General features: G+C 46.4%; 18 protein-coding genes. 9 read left to right on the top strand and 9 right to left on the bottom strand.

Going from position 1 to position 19097, the window contains the following annotated elements; translation table 11 throughout:
- Positions 1-1164 precede the first annotated feature (1164 nt).
- The gene (gene pyrF, locus EOO49_RS18890; RefSeq protein WP_290848594.1) at positions 1165-1977 is read left to right on the top strand and encodes an orotidine-5'-phosphate decarboxylase; all 813 of its coding nucleotides are present in this window, start codon (positions 1165-1167) and stop codon (positions 1975-1977) included.
- Here pyrF and EOO49_RS18895 read toward each other — a convergent pair.
- Entirely contained in the window at positions 1974-3071 is a 1098-nt protein-coding gene (locus tag EOO49_RS18895) for a lipase family protein (RefSeq protein ID WP_290848596.1), read from the bottom strand. The genes pyrF and EOO49_RS18895 overlap by 4 nt on opposite strands.
- A gap of 95 nt (positions 3072-3166) precedes the next feature.
- Between EOO49_RS18895 and EOO49_RS18900 the strand changes: the two genes are divergently transcribed.
- Both EOO49_RS18900 and EOO49_RS18905 read left to right on the top strand, forming a co-directional pair.
- Positions 3167-3967: an ABC transporter substrate-binding protein gene (locus EOO49_RS18900; RefSeq protein ID WP_290848598.1), complete on the top strand. Its 801-nt coding sequence runs from the start codon at positions 3167-3169 to the stop codon at positions 3965-3967.
- A gap of 2 nt (positions 3968-3969) precedes the next feature.
- Positions 3970-4770 (top strand): hypothetical protein, encoded by an 801-nt coding sequence (locus tag EOO49_RS18905; RefSeq protein WP_290848600.1) that lies wholly within the window; start codon positions 3970-3972, stop codon positions 4768-4770.
- A 27-nt stretch (positions 4771-4797) separates the two neighbouring features.
- Here the strand turns inward: EOO49_RS18905 and EOO49_RS18910 are convergent, their stop codons facing one another.
- The 6 genes from EOO49_RS18910 to EOO49_RS18935 all read right to left on the bottom strand — a co-directional run bounded on the left by EOO49_RS18910 (position 4798) and on the right by EOO49_RS18935 (position 11846).
- A complete protein-coding gene (locus tag EOO49_RS18910) occupies positions 4798-5781 on the bottom strand; it encodes an FAD:protein FMN transferase (RefSeq protein WP_290848602.1) in 984 nt (327 codons plus the stop codon).
- 30 nt (positions 5782-5811) lie between these two features.
- Positions 5812-7116, bottom strand: a complete 1305-nt coding sequence (locus EOO49_RS18915; protein WP_290848604.1) for an HTTM domain-containing protein — start codon at positions 7114-7116, stop codon at positions 5812-5814.
- Positions 7117-7639: 523 nt separating this feature from the next.
- Positions 7640-8350: a DUF4197 domain-containing protein gene (locus tag EOO49_RS18920; protein ID WP_290848606.1), complete on the bottom strand. Its 711-nt coding sequence runs from the start codon at positions 8348-8350 to the stop codon at positions 7640-7642.
- A gap of 691 nt (positions 8351-9041) precedes the next feature.
- Positions 9042-9773, bottom strand: coding sequence for a DUF4197 domain-containing protein (locus tag EOO49_RS18925; protein WP_290848608.1), 732 nt, complete (start codon positions 9771-9773; stop codon positions 9042-9044).
- A gap of 74 nt (positions 9774-9847) precedes the next feature.
- On the bottom strand, positions 9848-11152 hold the full coding sequence (locus EOO49_RS18930) for an NAD(P)/FAD-dependent oxidoreductase (protein ID WP_290848610.1): 1305 nt from the start codon (positions 11150-11152) through the stop codon (positions 9848-9850).
- Between the two features lie 319 nt (positions 11153-11471).
- Positions 11472-11846, bottom strand: coding sequence for a hypothetical protein (locus tag EOO49_RS18935; RefSeq protein ID WP_290848612.1), 375 nt, complete (start codon positions 11844-11846; stop codon positions 11472-11474).
- A 240-nt stretch (positions 11847-12086) separates the two neighbouring features.
- On the opposite strand from EOO49_RS18935, the gene EOO49_RS18940 reads away from it, so the two are divergent.
- Genes EOO49_RS18940 through EOO49_RS18950 form a run of 3 tightly spaced genes read left to right on the top strand, consistent with a single transcriptional unit; the run spans position 12087 to position 14064 of the window.
- The gene (locus EOO49_RS18940; RefSeq protein WP_290848614.1) at positions 12087-12581 is read left to right on the top strand and encodes a sigma-70 family RNA polymerase sigma factor; all 495 of its coding nucleotides are present in this window, start codon (positions 12087-12089) and stop codon (positions 12579-12581) included.
- A 2-nt stretch (positions 12582-12583) separates the two neighbouring features.
- Positions 12584-13213: a hypothetical protein gene (locus EOO49_RS18945; RefSeq protein ID WP_290848616.1), complete on the top strand. Its 630-nt coding sequence runs from the start codon at positions 12584-12586 to the stop codon at positions 13211-13213.
- Positions 13210-14064 carry a TraB/GumN family protein gene (locus EOO49_RS18950; RefSeq protein ID WP_290848618.1) on the top strand — a complete coding sequence of 285 codons (855 nt, stop codon included), beginning with the start codon at positions 13210-13212 and terminating at the stop codon, positions 14062-14064. The genes EOO49_RS18945 and EOO49_RS18950 overlap by 4 nt, the downstream gene beginning before the upstream one ends.
- A 265-nt stretch (positions 14065-14329) precedes the next feature.
- Here the strand turns inward: EOO49_RS18950 and EOO49_RS18955 are convergent, their stop codons facing one another.
- Both EOO49_RS18955 and EOO49_RS18960 read right to left on the bottom strand, forming a co-directional pair.
- The gene (locus EOO49_RS18955; RefSeq protein ID WP_290848620.1) at positions 14330-15133 is read right to left on the bottom strand and encodes a 1-acyl-sn-glycerol-3-phosphate acyltransferase; all 804 of its coding nucleotides are present in this window, start codon (positions 15131-15133) and stop codon (positions 14330-14332) included.
- 42 nt (positions 15134-15175) lie between these two features.
- The gene (locus EOO49_RS18960; RefSeq protein WP_290848622.1) at positions 15176-15814 is read right to left on the bottom strand and encodes a CoA pyrophosphatase; all 639 of its coding nucleotides are present in this window, start codon (positions 15812-15814) and stop codon (positions 15176-15178) included.
- 142 nt (positions 15815-15956) lie between these two features.
- Here EOO49_RS18960 and EOO49_RS18965 point away from each other — a divergent pair, with 142 nt between their 5' ends.
- The 3 genes from EOO49_RS18965 (at position 15957) to EOO49_RS18975 (ending at position 18852) form a co-directional block, all read left to right on the top strand.
- The gene (locus tag EOO49_RS18965) at positions 15957-16403 is read left to right on the top strand and encodes a DUF4268 domain-containing protein (RefSeq protein WP_290848624.1); all 447 of its coding nucleotides are present in this window, start codon (positions 15957-15959) and stop codon (positions 16401-16403) included.
- A gap of 238 nt (positions 16404-16641) precedes the next feature.
- Positions 16642-18294 carry an alkaline phosphatase PafA gene (gene pafA, locus EOO49_RS18970; protein ID WP_290848626.1) on the top strand — a complete coding sequence of 551 codons (1653 nt, stop codon included), beginning with the start codon at positions 16642-16644 and terminating at the stop codon, positions 18292-18294.
- A gap of 39 nt (positions 18295-18333) precedes the next feature.
- On the top strand, positions 18334-18852 hold the full coding sequence (locus EOO49_RS18975; RefSeq protein WP_290848628.1) for a 2'-5' RNA ligase family protein: 519 nt from the start codon (positions 18334-18336) through the stop codon (positions 18850-18852).
- Positions 18853-19097: the final 245 nt, after the last annotated feature.

A 19097-nucleotide genomic window follows, 5' to 3' on the forward strand; every position in this document is an offset into this window, starting at 1 on the left:
GGAATTTGGACCCGAGCAACGCGAACTGACGGAGCTTGCGGAGTAAAAGAGGCGAACAATGCGCTGTACCGTTGACGCCTCTTTTTTCCCAAATTTCAAGACGTCAGGTGCCCGCGTTTTGTGCTTAGGCCGCGGACTAATTGGAAGTGTTTATTTGCTTTTTAGCTTGCTTCGCTGCGCTAAAAATTGGCTCCGCAGGAATTTTTTTGTTTGCGAGAACTTCTCGGTCGGCTCCGTAGCGAAAAACGGGTGTGTCTTTGACGGTGACAATCGGTTAGCTTTGGTTGGGAATCTTGGGTTTACGTTGGCACAAAACAACCATTCGGATCAAAAACCTTTAACATTTTCTACAGAAAATCTGTAACCAACTCCCGCTTTTTTCTCCGAACTTCGCCCAGACCTAACAAATCTCCGAGATTTGTTAGGTCTTAGGAAAATGCGGCTTCCCACCAATTTTCGACTGATTCTTCGGTTGTTTCGAAGCTCGGGTTTTCAGCGCCAGAAGTTTCCGGTGACGACGTTATGAAAACGGTTCTCGCGATTGAGGAAAAAGGTGTTACGGAGACGCATTTTTCCAAAGCGACAGCGGCGGAAAAATGTCAATAAACACTTTCCGATCAGTCCGGCATTTGAGCGTTTTGGCGGGCACCTGACGTCTTGGAAATTCGCGGAATTAAAGGCTGTTTGAGCGACCCAAAAAGTTTCTCGTACCCAAAAAGTCTCCGCGAGTTCCTTTAATTCCCGAATTTCCAAGGCTGTCAGGTCGCCAAAATCGGTTGTGCCGCGAGCCTTTTTGTTACTTTTGCGGCGAGGCAAAAGTAAGCCCCGCTGGCAAGCGACGAATCAAAATCAAAGCCTGCGGCAGCGCAGCTGCCGAAAAGAAGCAAAATAAGCGAAGCTTATTTATCTAGGCTTCTCTAGCTAGATAATTTCCGTAGACACAAAAGGAAAAATCAGAAAAGAAAAAAATCGTCTTACGACATTCCTAGCCCGGATGCGGGCAACTAGCCTTTTGCAGAAAAAACCGCCTTTTTCTTGACTTGAAACAGCGACCGCAGGAAGCTCGTTTCAAGCCATAGAAAAACCGGTTTTTGCAAAAAAGCTAGTGCCAGGTAGCCGGAACCAGCTCCCCAAAAAAAAGTATCTTTACCAAAATTCCCAATTTTGACAACACACCAACTACTATCAGAAATCAAAAAAAAGCAATCATTCCTTTGCATAGGCCTCGATCCCGATCTGTCAAAAATACCAAAACATCTTTTGGAAGAGCCAGACCCGATTTTCGCGTTCAACAAAGCGATTATAGACGCAACCCAGGATCTCGCCGTGGCTTACAAACCGAACATCGCGTTTTACGAAGCTTACGGCATAAAAGGCATGGAATCGCTTCGCAGGACGATCGAATACCTGAACGGGAATTTCCCCGAACAGTTCACTATCGCCGACGCCAAACGAGGCGATATCGGCAATACTTCGACGATGTATGCCAAGGCGTTTTTCGAGGATATGGAGTTCGATTCGATAACTGTCGCGCCTTATATGGGAAAGGATTCGGTAGAACCGTTTCTGACTTTCGAGGACAAGCACACGATTTTGCTCGCGTTGACTTCGAATCCCGGCGCTTTTGATTTTCAGACAAAGCTCGTCGATGGCAAAGAATTGTATAAACAAGTGCTTGAAACGTCCAAAACCTGGAAGAATTCTCACAATCTGATGTATGTCGTGGGCGCGACCAAAGCGGAATATCTGGCCGAAATCCGCAAGATCGTTCCCGATAGTTTTTTGCTCGTTCCCGGCGTCGGTGCTCAAGGCGGAAGCCTGTCGCAGGTTTGCAAATATGGAATGACTGACAATGTCGGGCTTTTGGTCAATTCGGCAAGAGCGATCATATACGCTTCATCGGGTGAAGATTTCGCCGAGAAAGGCCGAGAGGAAGCCTTGAAAATGCAGCGAGAAATGGCAGAATTGCTCGCTTAGTCGCGCATCAGGTTTTCTGTGAGGTAAGTGTAGGGCAAAATGCCGTGGTGCACGAAAAGCGTTGCGTCGTTGTCCGGAAATCTCCTGTAGTATTCTTCGTCGGCTTTTAGGATCACGAAATTTCCACATCTGACGTAATTCGTCGATTCGTAGAATTTTTTCGGGGCTTCAAAACCTTTGGGAAGTTTGGACGCGACCATTTTGGAAGCGATCGTCCCGAGAAACAATTTGTATTTTCTCAGCGCTTTGCGGTTGTGTTTCGTGAGCTGTTTGTGCAGGTAGCTCATCACGATATTTGTCGGAAAAGGCGCTTCCTCAATCATTTTGGGTGCAAGTTTGAACGGATTCGTCTTATTGAAATCTTTTAGCGTTTGCACCGTGATCGGCACTTCCGGAACCCAATCTGCGGTATTTACTACGGATATCGACCAACCGAATTGCGTCTCGGCTTCATAATCGTAGGCGAACTGCAAATTCCCGGGTTTTGGCGCGGCACTGCAATACGTCTTGAATTGGATGTCTTTCGGCAGCACGCCCGTTCGTTGGTAATACCGAAGTTGAGCGGTGACGAAATACGCGATTCCGGCGCCTTGACTGTGTCCGAAAATGACGAAATCCTTGCGGTTGTTGTTGTATCTTTCCTTGACTTTGGCCAGGATATCGGGCAACAGATAGCAGGCAGCGACAGACCAACCTACGTGAACCGCGGCTTCGGGATGGTCGGCAAAATGATAGTCGAAGCTCAATGAATCGTTCAGTTTCATCGTTCCGACGGCCGGAATCATTGCCGCGTAAAAATTCGCCATCCAACTTATCGCTTCCTTGGTCGAGCCGCGAATCGAAATCACCGTCTGACTTGGCGTCTCATACATTTCCCAACTGTTGAGAAACCCGATTTCTTCCGACCGATATTTGCGCCCGATCTTTTTATAAATGCGGCTTTCGGGAATCTTGTCGTAGATCGTGCTGTCGCCCCAACGTGCATAAGCCCGCAATAATTGCAGGTATTCGAACTCGTCAAATCCTGGTTTGAGACGTTGGGATTGGGCTTGGAAACTGAGCAAAAACGCGAACAGCAACAAAAATCTCTTCATGAAAGTGGTGGCTTGGATCTGTTAAAATTAACGATTTAAAAATAACCGATTTGCCTACCTTCGCATTATAGAATTTCTGCACAATCTTACTCTTTATGGCTTTTTCGTTGCGCGACCAATTGGGCAATACCCACATTTTTGAATCGGCTCCAAAGCGCATCGTTTCTTTGGTTCCGAGCCAGACCGAACTTTTGTACGATTTAGGACTCGAGGAAAAAATCGTCGGAATCACCAAATTTTGCGTGCATCCTTTCCATTTCAGGTCGACCAAAAAAATCGTCGGCGGCACCAAAAAAGTCAACGTGGACAAGATTCGCGAACTGAATCCCGACATAATCGTCTGCAACAAAGAAGAAAATACGCTCGAAATTGTCGAAGCCTTGAAGGAAATCGCGCCGGTTTGGGTTACTGACGTAATCACGATCGAAGACAGTCTGCAAATGATCCAGGACTTCGGACAACTTTTCAACTGCCGCACCGAAGCCCAAAAAATATCGGATAAAATCGCCTTCGGATTGGCTGATTTCAAGCAATTCATGATTGGCAGACCGACTTTCCGCTCGGCGTATTTCATCTGGAAAAATCCTTACATGGTCGCGGGAAACCACACATTCATCAACGAACTGATGAAATTGAACCACCTTGAGAATATCTACGAAAAGAACGAAGGCCGATATCCCGAAGTCATCGTCCAGAAAATGAAAATCCAGGGCGATCCCGAAGTTATTTTACTGTCGTCCGAACCTTTTCCGTTCAAGGACGAGGACGCTTTTGAGTTGGGACGATTCACACACCACGCCAAGACGATTTTCGTCGACGGAGAAATGTTTTCGTGGCACGGAAGCCGCCTGATCAGGGCGTTTTCATATTTCAAGCAACTGCAACAAAGACTTTAGCGATGTTCGAAACCTGGGGAATTTATGTGTTTTTTGGAGCGATTTTGCTTGCCATTTTTCTGTATCCGAAAATACGCAAGGTTTTAAGGCAAGACACCGAAGACGAGGACCGAATCCGGAAAAGTTTGTCCGACGACTATCTTTACGATCCAAAAACCGGCGCCAAATTTACCGTCGAGCAAGCGGTGTCCGGCCAATGGCTTTCGCACGACAATCTCGATAGGCTAAAATCTGATGAAGAAATCTCGGAGTTTTATTCCTCCGAAGAACAAATCTTGGAACGACTTGCGAACGAGCTCAAAAAGTCAGGTTTTCAATATTCGGAATCGAGTGATGAGGAAATCGAAATCTTGGGCAACACGCATACTCTAGCCAATTACGACACTTGGTTCGTCAAAAGCCGATACATTTCTCCCGACGCAAGTTACGTGGTCAATTTCATCCGCGTCGTGGCGAATCCGCATTTCAAACAAGCCGGATTTCAAGGTTTCCAGATGTTGTTCGAAACGAAGATTCCAGATTTTGACGGCCATTATCTGATAACCGAAAGAACTTTTGCCGAACCGCTGCTCGAACTTTTTGTGGGAAAGGATGATTTCGCGATAAAAGGTCTCGACGTGCGAACGATCAGAAAAGGCTGGAATCCGATGGTTTTGCAGGAAATGTTGGCAGATTTTGCCAACGAATCCAATCTGGAAATCGAGATCAACGGCGAAAATTTTTACCTCAAGACTTTTTCCGAACCCAATTTCGACGACTTTTTGCGACTCGAGCCAAAAATCCAACGGCTCGCCCAATCGTAATCGGATTCCAAAAATCCAGAATTGAAATCAAGGCTTGAATTTCTTGAGCTCGATGTTTTCGGAAGTCGAAATTTCGCCGTCGTCAGCAACCAGAATGCATTGCAGATTCGGGAATTTTTCGAGCAGTTTTAGGCCGAGTTCTTTTCCCAAAACCATTATCGTCGTTGAAAATCCGTTGCACGTTTCGGCGCTCGGGCCAAAAATCGTGACGCTGGCCAAACCGCTCGCAGGATAACCCGTTTTTGGATTGATGATGTGCGAATAGCGCTTGCCGTTTATCAGCGCGAATTTTTCATAATTGCCAGAAGTCACGACCGCGGTTTGCTGCAAAGGCACGACTGCGAAAACTTTGTTCTTGTGCAAAGGATTCGTGATTCCGACCGTCCACGGTTCGCCGTCGGGCTGTTTTCCCCAAGTGTTCATGTCGCCCGACGCGTTTATGATTCCGGCCGGAACGCCTTTTTCCATCAAAAGTGCTTTGGTCTTGTCGGCGGCATATCCTTTCCCGATCGATCCGAAACCGATCTTCATGCCTTTTTTCCTGAGGAAAATCGTGGATTTTCTGGTGTTGACAACGATGTTTTTGTATCCGATAAGTCGCACCGATTCGGCGATTTTTTGTTCCGATGGCAATTCGGTCATGCTCGAATCGAACTTCCAGATTTTGTCTGCGGCCGCGAAACTGATGTCGAAAGCGCCGTCTGAAACCTTCGAGAAATACAATGCTCTTTGCGTCAGTTCGAGCAATTCCTTGCTGACTTTTACGGGTTTGATTCCCGCATTCTTATTGACTTGGGAAACTTCGGTGTTCGGAATCCATTCGGAAATCACGTTCTCGATCCTCGAAATCTCCGCGATTGCAGTGTCGATGTAAGCTTCGGCCTTGACTTCATTTTCGTGCACGATAGTCAAATCGAAACGGCTTCCCATGAGTTTTACCGTGCGCTGACGCGAAACCTGCGAATGCCCGATCGAGACGAAAACCAACAAAAAGAAAACGAGTTTTTTCATGATGTGATGCTGCGTTCAAAATTAGGCATTTTACTCCGCATCCAAAATCCACGGACAATGCCAGAAATAATCCCATTTGACCAAAGCCATATCGACATTCGGATCGACCAACAACTTTTTGGGCTTGCGGTTGATCGACACTTCTGCCTTGACATAAACCGCAACATCCTTTCCTTGCTCGCCAAACTGCGAATGGATTCTTTGCGCCATTTGCCAAATCATGTCAGGATGCGTCGCCAGCGCTTTTCGCTGCGGTTTCGTGAGTTCTTTGTCTTGGTCAAATTCTAAAGTATCACCCGATTTCCTGTCGATCACCGTGAACTTTGCCGTGCCTTTCCGCTCGCGCAACATCATGCGCCAACTCAGTTTGTGGCCTTCCTCGGTCCAGAGCACATCGCCTTTTATGAGCCAATGTCTCAATGGCAAAAGCAGTTGCAATAGCAGATAAGGCGCAATTACATACTTGAGAATCGTTGTGTTTCCAACTGTTTCCGATTCGATTGTTCGTGCATCAAGCACAGGTTTTTTCGGAAAAAATACGCGTCGGATGTCGTTCGGATCAAAGAAAAACAACACAAAACTCAAAGCGAAAAACGGGAAAATCCCAATGTCGAGCGTGACTGAATTGAAGGTGTGAAAGACAAAAAGCGCGATCACTGCCAAAATTCGGGTTCGCTTCCAAAGCAACATCGGAACGATAAAAAAGTCAAAAAGCAACCCGAACCACGCCACACACAAATGAAACCAATGCTGTTGCAAAAGTGCGATTCCGTAATGCTTTCCGTAATTTCCGAGCGCGATTCCAGAGAATGTTCCGTTCATCCAATCGGGATACAATTTGGCGATTGCTGCGTAAAAATACACGATCGCCATTTGGGAGATGAACAGCCATCGCACCCAATCCGGCATCGAAAAACGCTTGCCGGAACGTTTCACATCCGCGCAAGCGTAAGTATTCGCCGGAACAAAAAGCAGCAAAACGGCAACCAGGATTATGAGATAATGATGGTTGTTATAGTTGGTTTTCTGCATCCAATAACTGCTCGTCCAAAGTGCCAGGAAAAGCGCCAGACTTATTCTGTAAAACCATCCGAAAGCCACGCCTAGCGCGCAAATTCCCATAATCGCAAAGTAGAAATACATGCCATTTCCGGGCAAAGGCTGCAAGAATTCGAAACCGATGTGCGTGAACGTGAATTTGGGCGAGATGAAGTTGCGGAAAACCCAGCCGTCGTAAATGTAATAGAAGCATTGATACGCCATGAGCACGCCAAAAAGCATCCGGAAAAGTATCAGGGGCGAATTGTCGACGCGTTTGGTCAAAAAGTCGTGCATGAGGCAAAACTACCGCAAAAAAAATTGCCGACCTGCAAAGCAAACCGGCAAATTTCATTATAACTAACCCTAACCAAATGTGAGAAAACCATTAATCTCATGGCAAATATCCGACATAATCCCGCCTACCGATGTTAAGGCAATGTTATTTCTGTGGTCTGATTATTAAAATGTTACGAGCTTCATCCAAAGTCAGGATTGGTTGGAATTTGGGCTTTGGAATTTGGGATTTGGATTTTAGAATTTGGAATTTGGAATTTGAAATTTAGATTTTTTTTCCATTGGCGTTGCGCCGAATCAAATCCCGCCTCCAAATCAAACCAGTGCGGCGCCGGGCTTCCGGCTTTATCTTTTCGGGCTTGCTGCGCCGCCCTTGAAAAAGGATAACGCCTTAAATCCCTAACGCAAATCCGGTTGATCAAACTTTCAGATGCCAGATCAACCTGCAGGTTTGACTTTGGAATTTGGGATTTGGAATTTGGGATTTGGAATTTGGGAATTTGGGATTTGAAATTTTAGAAATCTACTTTTTGTCCTGCAAAGCAAAAACCCGTTGCAACAAATTTGAAGTACGGGCAGCGAGATTGCCGCGGATATCTTTCTCCTCGACGGCAATCATCTTAAAAACGCCTTCAAGCGCTTTATCGGTCACATAATCGTTCAGGTCGGGATTCACTTTTTGTACCAACGGAAGCGAATTGTATTTGGAAATAATGTTTCCCCAAATCTGGTCGGCTCCGACTTTTCCCAAAGAATTCCTGACAACCGGATTGAACTTCGCGTACAAAGGATTCGTGGTTTTGGACTGCAAATACAGCGTCGCCGAATTGTCCTGGCCAAGCAGGATATTTTTAGCATCGGTAAAAGTCATCTGCCTGACGGCATCCACAAAAATGGGCGTCGATTCTTTGACGGCGTTTTCGGCAGCGCGGTTCAGACTTTTGATCCCGTCGTCTACCAAACTTCCCAAACCGACATTTCGCAACGCTTTCTCGACCTTTTGCAGCTCTGTCGGCAACAGGATTTTCACAGCTTGGTTCGCGTAAAAACCATCGGTTGAAGTCAATTTCGACACTTCTTTGGAAATCCCGTTGTTCAAGGCTTCTTTCAACCCAGCCGAAATATCGGCATTGGTCAAAACACCCGAAGTTTGCGGATATTGGCTCGCAACTTGCTGCAACTCGGCGCATCCGCTGAGCATCAAAATCGAAAACGCGGCGACAAATTTTTTCATAGGTTGGATTTTCACGTAAAAATAAACTTTCGCACCGCTGATTCGTTATAACAATCCCATAAAGAATTCGGTTATTCCCCAAATTTCCGTTTGGACTTCCTCCGATTTGCCACGACGTGAACACCAGATTTATACGAATCACACGGATTCTAATACTTCGCATTAAATAGTCACGGATGCAAAGCAAAATTCGTGCATTCGTGGCTTAAATTTTTTTGGCCACGACGCGAGCAACGAAAATCGGCCGGAGGCAATTCAGAATTTCGACACGCACGGATTAAAATATTTTTTTAGCCGCGAATTCGCGAATTTCCAGAACTTCACGAAAAGTAAAATTCGCGAGTTCGCGGTTGAAGAAATTATGTTCCCGACAACCAGAAAACGCCCGATGCAAGATTCGATCTAAACATCTAAATGCGAAAATTCGATTTTGCCAACTTCAATTTGGTGTAAAAACAAAAAACCTACAAGGTTGAAAAAACCTCGCAGGTTAAATCGCGGGATAAGCGTTTGGACTTTGTTCCGACAGCTACGGATTAAAATTTTTTTTTAACCGCGAATTCGCGAATTTCCAGAGCTTTACGCAAAGTAAAATTCGCGAATTCGCGGTTGAAGAAATTATGTTCCCGACAGCTATCGAGATTGGAATTTGGAATTTGGGATTTGGAATTTGGAATTTGGAATTTGAAATCTACTTCTTGTCCTGCAAAGCAAAAACCTTCTTCAACAAATCTGAAGTACGGGAATTCAGGTTGTTGCGGATGTCTTTTTCCTCCACGGCAATCATCTTGTAAACACCGTCAAGCGCCTTGTTGGTTACATAGTCGGTGATGTCGGGATTGACTTTCGAGACCAACGGAAGCGAATTGTATTTCGTGATGATCGTGGCCCAAACCTTGTCGGCACCGACGTTCCCGATCGATTCCTGAACCTTCGGCGTGAACTTTTCGTACAATGGCTTTTGGGTCGACTTCTGCAAATAAGACGTCGCGGCATTATCGGTTCCCATCAGGATATTTTTCGCGTCGGTGAACGTCATTTGCTTTACGGCATTGACGAAAATCGGAGTCGATTCCTTCACGGCATCTTCGGCAGCGCGGTTCAAGGACTTGATGCCTTCGTCGGCGAGACTTCCCAAACCGACCGAGCGCAACGCTTTGTCGACTTTCTGCAATTCTTCCGGAAACAGGATCTTGACCGATGGATTCTTGTAAAAACCATCGAGTGCGGTCAATTTCGTAACCTGTTTGTCGATGCCTTTGTCGAGTGCTTCCTTCAGAGCTGACGCGATATCGAGGTTTCCGACGGACGAACCTGAAGTCGATTTTGAAGTCACGGCCGTCTTGGCTTTTTTGACCAACTTGTTGAGTTGCGCGTTCGAGATCAAAGGCACGAAAAGCAAAAGGGCTAAGTATTTTCTCATGTTTGTAGATTTTGCGCCAATTTACCAATTATCGTACCGAATTGAAACAGCCCAAACGTTACAAAATTGCCAAACTATACTTCGTCTGCGGTGAACGACACAAAACTCTTTTTCTTGAACGGACGCACTATGAGTCGGCCTTCGCGATCGAACCTGACGTAATTGTAAACCCAGTTGAGGAAAACCATTGCGCGATTGCGGAATCCGATAAGCGAAAAAAGGTGCACGAACATCCACACGAACCACGCGAAAAAACCGTGAAAATGTAGTTTTGGCAAGTCGACGACGGCTTTGTTGCGTCCTATCGTTGCCATCGAACCTTTGTCGAAATAGTCGAAAGGTTTGAGCATCGTGCCTTTCATCAACCGGACGATATTTTCGCCAATGTGTTTTCCTTGTTGGATTGCGGGTTGCGCCATTTGCGGATGTCCGAAAGGGAATTCCTCGCTTTCCATTTGCGCGATGTCACCAATGGCAAAAACGTTTTGGAACCCGACGACCTGACCGAATTCGTTCACTCGCAGACGCCTCGCTTTTTCGTCGATTGAAGTGGACGGAAAACCGTTGACTAGCGCGCCCATGACGCCGGCCGTCCAGATTACCGTCGCCGATTCGATCGCAAGTTCTTTGTTTGTGTAGATCGTGCGTCCGTCGTAGCTTGTGACTCTCACGTTCTTTAAAATGTTCACGCCCAATTTCGTGAGGAATTTTTCGGCGTTGGCCGACGATTTTTCGCTCATCGTATTGAGGATGCGATCGCCCGATTGGATCAGGTTGATCTGCATTTTGGAAATGTCGAGATCGGGATAGTCTTTTTGTAGGATGGCTTTTTTCATTTCGGCCAGTGCGCCGGCTAGTTCAACGCCTGTCGGGCCGCCGCCCACGAGCGAAAAGTTCATCAAAAACGCGCGTTCCCGGTCGTCTTTGGACAAAACGGCCTGCTCGAAATTCTCGAGGATCAGGCTGCGGATGTTGAGCGATTGGGAAATCGTCTTCATTTGCATGGAATAGCGCTCGATTTCCTTGTTGCCGAAGAAGTTCGTCTTGGAACCTGTCGCGATCACGAGATAGTCGTAAGTCACCGATCCGATTTCTGACAGCACACAAGAATTCCTGACATCGATCTCGCTGACGCGCGCCATCCGGAAATAGAAATCCTTGTAATCGTGGATGATTTTCCGCACCGGATACGCTATGGAACCGGCCTCGAGTCCGCCGGTGGCGACCTGGTACATCAACGGCTGGAAATTGTGGTAGTTGTGTTTGTCGACAAGCACGACCTGGCAATTCTGGTTTCGGAGTTTTCTGGCCAGCGCGATGCCGCCGAAGCCTGCTCCTATTATAACTACTCGCGGAAGATTTGATTTTGGGATGTTCATTGTTGAGTGCCTGAGTGCAAAGCGCCTGAGTGCCTGAGTTTGCGTTTCGGTAAAGTTAAGTGTTTGCTTTGGAAACGGAATTGCAGAATTTTAAGGAATGTTGCCACGCAGGACTTTGCGTTAGGGATAGAAGCGGTTAGCCTTTTGGTGACAAGCGCCGGTTTTGCCGCGATTTGCAGCGACCGCAGGAAGCTCGCGAAATCGCGTTGCAAAACCGCGCTTGCCACCGAAAGCTAAAAGCGGATAGCCCGGCCGAAGGCAACGCCCAAAAAAAAAGCCATAAAATCGATCTTATGGCCTTGTCCTGAAGTCTTTATTTTCAGTTGAAATGGTCTTTCATGAAAAGTGCGAGGCTTTCGTCGCTCATCTTGTTAGAGGTGCTTTCGGTCGATTGGACGTTCTTGAATTGTGGCGTCTCGGAAAGGAATTTTATGAATTGTTCCTGGATTTGCCCGGTTCCTGTGACGTGCAATACTTCTACGTTTGGCATTTTGGCCGCGATTTCCTTGAAGAATTTTTGGGTAAGCGTCTTTTCCTGATTGTTGGCGGCGTTCTCGTTCGAATTGTTGTCCGGGCCGGCGTTGACGATGCTTTCTATGATGACGAATTCGCCGTCAAATCCTTCTTTTCCTACGACTGTTGCATTTCTGGAATCCATCCAAACGCCAAATTGTTTCTTGTTTTTATGTGACATATTTTCGTTTTTCTTAAAGGAGCCGAACGCGGGCCGAAACGCGAGCTTTTGTGGTAAGATTGTGATTCCGAATCGGTTGTCGCGGCAATAATTCAGTCTGCCGCCTTTTGACCGGTGATCTTGGGCTTTGCGACGCTCTGGCACTCAAGCACTTTGCACTCCGACACTTCGGATACTTTGCACTCAGGCACTTTTGAACTACCTTGTAACAAAATTCACCAATCAACCACTAACGCTCACATGAGTGAAGCTCTAGAACAAGATTTTGTGCGCAAATTGCGCGAGAACCAGAACATCATACACAAGATTTGTCGTTTGTACACGTCGGGTGAAGATGCTCATAAAGACTTGTTCCAGGAAATCACGATACAGCTTTGGAAGGCTTATCCGAAGTTTAGGGGCGACGCCAAATTCTCGACCTGGGCGTATCGCGTGGCGCTGAATACGGCAATCACTTTGTACAGGAAAAGCACGCGTTCCGTAGCGACTACGGAATATGACAGCTCGCGGCATTTTATCGGTCAGGACGAATACGATTATGAAGAGGAAGAACAGATAAAACTTATGTATCAGGCAGTTTATCAGTTGAATGACATTGAAAAAGCGTTGGTCTTCATGTATCTGGAAGACAAGGATTACGCCGAGATTTCCGAGACTTTGGGAATCAGCGAGGTGAATGCGCGCGTAAAGATGAATCGCATCAAGACGAAATTGAAAAAAATATTAAATCCGTAGAAATGGACGAACTGGATTTGCTCAAGAAAGACTGGAAGCGAAGCGAAAACGCGTTCAACCAAGTCAGCGACAAGGAAATATATGCGATGCTGCACAAGAAATCGTCGAGCATCGTCAAGTGGATTTTGATCATTAGCATACTCGAACTGCTGTTCTGGCTGGCGCTCGGACTTTTGCCTTTTGCCGATGGCGATTTCGGAAAAAAATACGCGAACTACGAATTCTACTCGGGTTGCTTCACGTATTTCAACTATGCGGTCGTGGCCGTTTTCATCTGCTTGTTCTATCGCAATTACGTCTCGATTTCGACTACGGATTCCACAAGCAAACTTACCGACAACATTATCCGGACACGCAAAACCGTGAATTATTACGTGTGGTACAACCTCGCGATGATGGTGACGATTTTCGTCGTGGGCCTGGTTTTGGAATATCTGACCAACCCAAAAATGGATCCTTTTCGCGAAAGAGTGCAATCAGACGGTTCATCGATGGCAATCCTGCTCGTGATATTCTTGCTCATAGTATTGGCCTTTGCTTTCCTGGCGTGGCTTTTCTACAAATTGCTCTACGGATTCCTGATGAAAAAACTACTCGTCAACTACAAAGAACTCAAGAAAATCGAACTATGAAAAAATATATTTTAGGCGCGCTTTTGCTGGCTTTCGCCGGATTGAACGCCCAAAAACTCGAAAAGTCGCTGCTGTGGAAAATCTCGGGTAACGGACTTTCGCAACCATCGTATCTATACGGAACGATCCACATCACTTGCGATGCGACGCTCGATCCCAACGCGATCAAAGCGATGGCCGACACCAAACAGCTTTATCTCGAACTCGACATGGACGATCCTTCGCTCCAGTCGGCGATGATGGGCTCGATGACGATGCCGGCTGGCAAAAAAATGACCGATCTCGCCAAACCCGAAGACGTGAAAATCGTGGATGAATACGTGCAAAAAAACCTCGGAATGCCGCTGGAAATGGTCAACACGCTAAAACCCGTATTCATTTCGATGCTATTCCTGACCAAACTCATGGATTGCCCGATCCAATCAGTGGAGGAAAATCTCATGAAACTTTCGGCCGAGCAAAAAGAGGAAGTCTTCGGATTGGAAACCGTGCAACAACAAATGGCGACGCTTGACGCCGTTCCGTTCGACGAACAAATGGCCGAACTCGTGAAATCGGTTAAATCGAACCTCGAACACGACAAAGTGGAAACCAAAATGCTCGTCGACCTTTACAAAGCCAAGGACATCGAAGGCATGCTGAATGCCGCGAAAACGTCAGAAAACGTGATGACTTCAAAGTACGAAGCCGAACTTTTGACGAAAAGAAACCAGAACTGGATTCCAAAAATCGCAGCAATCGCCAAACAAAAACCGACTTTTTTCGGAGTCGGCGCGGCGCATTTGGCGGGAGAAAACGGCGTAATCAAGCTGTTGAGAAAACAGGGTTTCAAGGTCGAAGCCGTAAAATGATTTTTTAGAAGCTGGATCCCGTTTTCCGCTTTTAGCTTTCTTGAACAAGCGCATTTTTGCAGCGTTTTGGCAAGAGCTTCCTTCGGTCGCTTTGCAAAACGGGCAAAAATGGCGCTTCTTCGGCGAAAGGCTAACCACTTCAACCGGGGCTAGTTTCGGTTAAATTCCAAATGCTGTCCAATGGTGATTTTTTGGAAATCTGCTTAGAAGAAGTCCTGAAAAAAAAGCAAGTCCAGCCTCAGATCTGAAAATCTGAAAATCCGAATCAATAACTCCACTCGCGCTTCTTGTTCAACTCCTCGGCTTCCTGCCTAACCTCGGCCGGAATTACCTTGAGCAAAGACGGATGTTGCTCGATCGCCCACTCGATTTTCTCTACGATCTGTTCGATGGTCTCGTTTTCATAGTCGATCTCAAGCGGTGGTTTTATGATGAAAGATTGCAGAATGCCTTTCTTTTTGAGACGCAGGCCTTTTCTGTCAAACGAGCGTCGGAAGCCGTCGATCACGATGGGAACGACGACAGGTTTGTAAAGTTTGATGATGTGGGCCGTGCCTTTTCTCACAGGTTTGAACGAGCGCGTCGTGCCTTGAGGAAACGTGATTACCCATCCGTCTTTCAACGCTTTCTGTATATTTTCGGTATCGGCCGGATTGAACTCGCGCTTTACTTCCTTTCCTTTCTCGCGCCAGGTCCTTTGCACCGGAATCGCGCCGGCATAAGCCAGGATCCGCGGAAGCAAACCTTCCGAAATAGTCTCTTTCGCCGCGACATAATAAATGTTCAATTTCGGTTTCCACAAATAACCCGCACCTTTTATCGTGTCCTGGCGACCTTTAAGACTCGCATTGAATACGTGAAACATGGCCACGACATCGGCGAAATAGGTTTGGTGGTTGGAAATGAAAAGCACGTTTGTTTCGGGCAACGTCGGGATAATCTCCGAGCCGTCGATCTGCAACTCGTTGAAACCGTGGTAACGACGATGCGTAAGCAATCCGAAGATGAGGATCATCCAGCGTTTGAGGAACAATATATGCCCGAAAGGATTTCTTTTGAATAAGCCCATAAACCCGAAAAAGTAAGCTGCAAACTTACGAAAATCACGGCGTTAGACAACCGCCTTTATCACTTCCTTGAATTCGCTCAAAATCATGCCAGTCGCGCCCCACACAATGTGCTCCTGAATCCGGAATCCGGGCACGTTCAGCGGATTGGCGTAAGAAACGTCGCGCCAAAGATCGGTGACTATTGAATCGTCGAGAAATTCGTCTAGGTCGACTTCGATTATCCCTGCGACTTCTCTCGGATCTGGCGTAAAAACAGGCTCGCTTTCGCAGATTCCCAAAAACGGATAAACCACGAAATTGCTCGGCGGAATGTAAATTTTCGAGAGTTCGCGCACCACGGAAATCTGCTCTGGCGCAATCCCGACTTCCTCGAAAGTCTCGCGCAAGGCCGTTTCCTCGAAATTCCTGTCGGATGTTTCTTTTTTTCCGCCTGGAAACGCGACTTGGGACGAATGCACGCCTTTGTAGGAGTTGCGCAAAATCAGCACGAAATACGTTTTTTCGTTCCGCGGATAGATCAAAAGCAATACGGCGGCCATTCTCGCATCAAGCGTTTCCCAATTCAGGGTTTCCATGAGTTTTGTCCTTTCTGGCGGCGACATTTTCGCGTGAGCCGACTCGCCGGGCAAACCCAAGTCTTTTATTTTTGGAACGATTTTGAGAAAATCCTCGAAGTTCATTTTTGCATTTTGGCGTGTCACTAAGGTAGGCGATGTTGTGGAATTTTCAAAATTGGCGGTGCGCAGCGAGCCTTTCCGGCGAAGCAACGCGAGCAAAAATCATCCGAAGCAAATAGCCTATCTTTGCAAAAAGATTTCCTCTATGTTCAGCAAAGCCGAAGCCCAACGCATCAAACAAGAATTCTGGATCGCATTCGCCGAAAAATATCCCAGAAAATGGCTTTTGTACGACACAAAAATCAAGGACTTTTTTCTCAAATTCTACGTCGACAACAAAAAAGCCGAAGTTTCCTTTTCGATAGAAAACAACAGCGATGAGAAGCGTTACGCCTATTTCGACAAGCTGCTTTCGCTAAAGACGATCTTGTTGGAAGAACACGAACCAGAAGCCATTTTCGAAAAAGACGTCTACCTTGAGAACAAGACAATTTCGAAAGTTTGGGTCGACAAATTTGGGATAAGCGTGAACAACCGCGACACTTGGGACGAGATTTTCGACTTCTTCAACGAGAAAATGGGTGTGTTCGAGTATTTCTTTTACGAATTTCAGGATTTTATCGCTGCTATTGATTCCGAACCGACTGCGTGAAGGATAGCAGCGGCATCCTTTTGCCACCCCAAATTTTCCGGAAAAAACGATTCTTCAAGGCAAAAGATACAGCGGATAGCCCGACGGCGGCTTCCACTGCTTTAGTTCAAAAATCGCTTTGCAATTGCCACTGCAACTGCAACTGAAAACCGCCGCCGGCACGCCCAAAAAATCTTGACACCTGCTTAACAGCATTTTTTTTGCAGAAACGTTAACTTTGAAAAAACGAATTTTCCCCATGAGACAAGCGTTCTTGCTGTTCGTACTTTTGTGCGCGTCAGTCGATTCTTCGGCCCAAAAAAGATCCAAATCAGATGTGCAACGCCCAAAATTGGTCATAGGAATCGTGGTCGATCAAATGCGCGCCGATTACGTTTACAGATTCGCCGATTATTATGGAGAAGGCGGCTTCAAAAGGTTCATCAAGCAAGGTTTTGATTGCCGAAATACGAATTATAACTACGTCCCGACTTACACCGGGCCAGGCCACGCGGCGATTTACACAGGAAGTGTTCCGGCTTTTAACGGAATCATTTCGAACGATTGGTACGATAGAAGTTGGGGAAAAGTGCGGTATGTGGTGAGCGATCCTACTGTGAATCCTGTCGGTACGGAGGCTTCGACAGGTAAAATGTCGCCGGCCAGTTTGCTATCGACCACGGTTACGGACGAATTGCGGCTGTCGAACAACAAGCAGTCGAAAGTGATTGGCGTTTGTCTCAAAGATCGCGGCTCGGTGCTTCCGGCCGGACACATGCCAACCGCTGCATATTGGTTCGACAATACGACCGGAAATTTCATTACCAGTTCCTATTACGCAAGCGATCTGCCGAAATGGGTGAAGGATTTCAATGCCAAAAAATTGCCTGATTTCTATTTGTCAAAGCCTTGGGAAACCGCGCTTCCGATTGACAGATATACGTTGGGATTGGCCGATGGCGACAACTTCCGAAACAATTTCAAAGGTGAGACCGATGGAAAATTTCCGCACGATCTAATAAAAATCCGCGAAAAGGAAGGCTACGAATTGTTGAGAAAAGTGCCGATGGGAAATACTTTTACGCTTGATTTTGCGCTGGAAGCGATCCAAAAAGAAAACTTGGGGAAAGGCAAATACACCGACTTTTTGGCGCTTAGTTTTTCGTCTACAGATTACGTCGGGCACCAATTTGGGATCAATGCTATCGAACTTCAGGACACTTACGTGAGATTGGACCGCGATTTGGAGCGTCTGTTTGATTATGTCGACAAGAATTTCGGAATGGAAAACGTGCTGATTTTCCTGAGCGCCGACCACGGAGCCGCCCAAACGCCCGATTATCTTACCGCGAACGGAATTCCCGGCGGTTTTTTGCCCGAAAAAGAATTCAAAAAACAACTGAACGACTTGATAAGCGAGTCTTTCGGAAAGGCAGACTGGATCGAAGATTACGGAAGCCAGCAAATTTATCTGAATTATAAAACCATCGCGGATAAGAAAGCCGATGTTTCATCTATTGTACAAAATCTTCGTCAATACGTAAAAAGGCTTCCCGGAATCCAGGAAGTTTGGGACATTCACGATCCGGAATCTATTGTGACTTCGGGTAATGACCATCATCAGAGAATCGCCAACGGAATCAATCCGAAGCGCTCGGGCGACATAGCGATCATGCTGCAACCCGGATGGCTTGAAGGCGAATATGCCGCCCACAAAGGCACGACTCACGGCAGCGGATGGTCTTATGACACTCATGTTCCGCTATTGTGGTTGGGTTGGAAAATCAAAAATGGATCTTCATCGGCTCCCGTTAACATAAGCGACATCGCGGTTACGGTAAGCGATTTGTTAAGTATCAGTTTTCCAAACGCCGCGGTTGGCAAGCCGATTACCGATATGATTACCAAGTAGATGCAAAAATCACCCGCACCTGATTATCTTTTGGCAATTATGCCGCCCAAGCCAATTTCAGATATTGTGATTGGCAAAAAAGATTTTCTCTTCGATAACATCGGTCCATTTGGCAGCCTGAATTCACTACCGCATTTTACCGTATTGGGTTTTTCGGAAGAACGCAATCTCGAATTCATCCGAGAGCGTACAAGACATTTTTGCGCAAATAACGCTATCGCTGACGAGATTCGCATAGATAGTTACAAAACCTTTTCAAACCACACATTTTATCTTGCTCCAAGCCAACAATCGCGCAAATACATTAGGAATCTGGTTTTTGGTTTGTACAAATGTCTCAGCCTGACGCTCGATAATTACACACCACACATGACGATCACAAAGGATCTTGATGAGGAAAAAATGCGCGTTACCAAGCAGATTTTCTCGAATGACAAAATCGACTTGGCGTTCTCCTGCAACTCTTTCTTGCTGAGAGCTTTTGACAAGAAAGTCCAACACTATTCGCAGACCATTGAGGAATTTCGTTTTGATCAAAGCCAAGGCCGTTTGTTTTAAGTAGAATCTTTTCGTTATAAATCATTGATTGTGATTATTTGAAAGTTAACCTAGCTTTTGTAAAACCAAATTTCTGGCGTATTTGAGAATTAATCGGCTATAAGTACATACACGCGCTGGAATCCGCATTTGGATTTCGGATTTTTGGGCGTGCCGGCGGCGGTTTTTCAGGTGCGGTTGCGGTAGCAGCGACAGCTTTTTCGGGTGGTCGCATTTTCTGGAAGCCGCCGTCGGGCTATCCGCTG

Source organism: Flavobacterium sp. (assembly GCF_004295795.1).
Lineage (GTDB): Bacteria > Bacteroidota > Bacteroidia > Flavobacteriales > Flavobacteriaceae > Flavobacterium.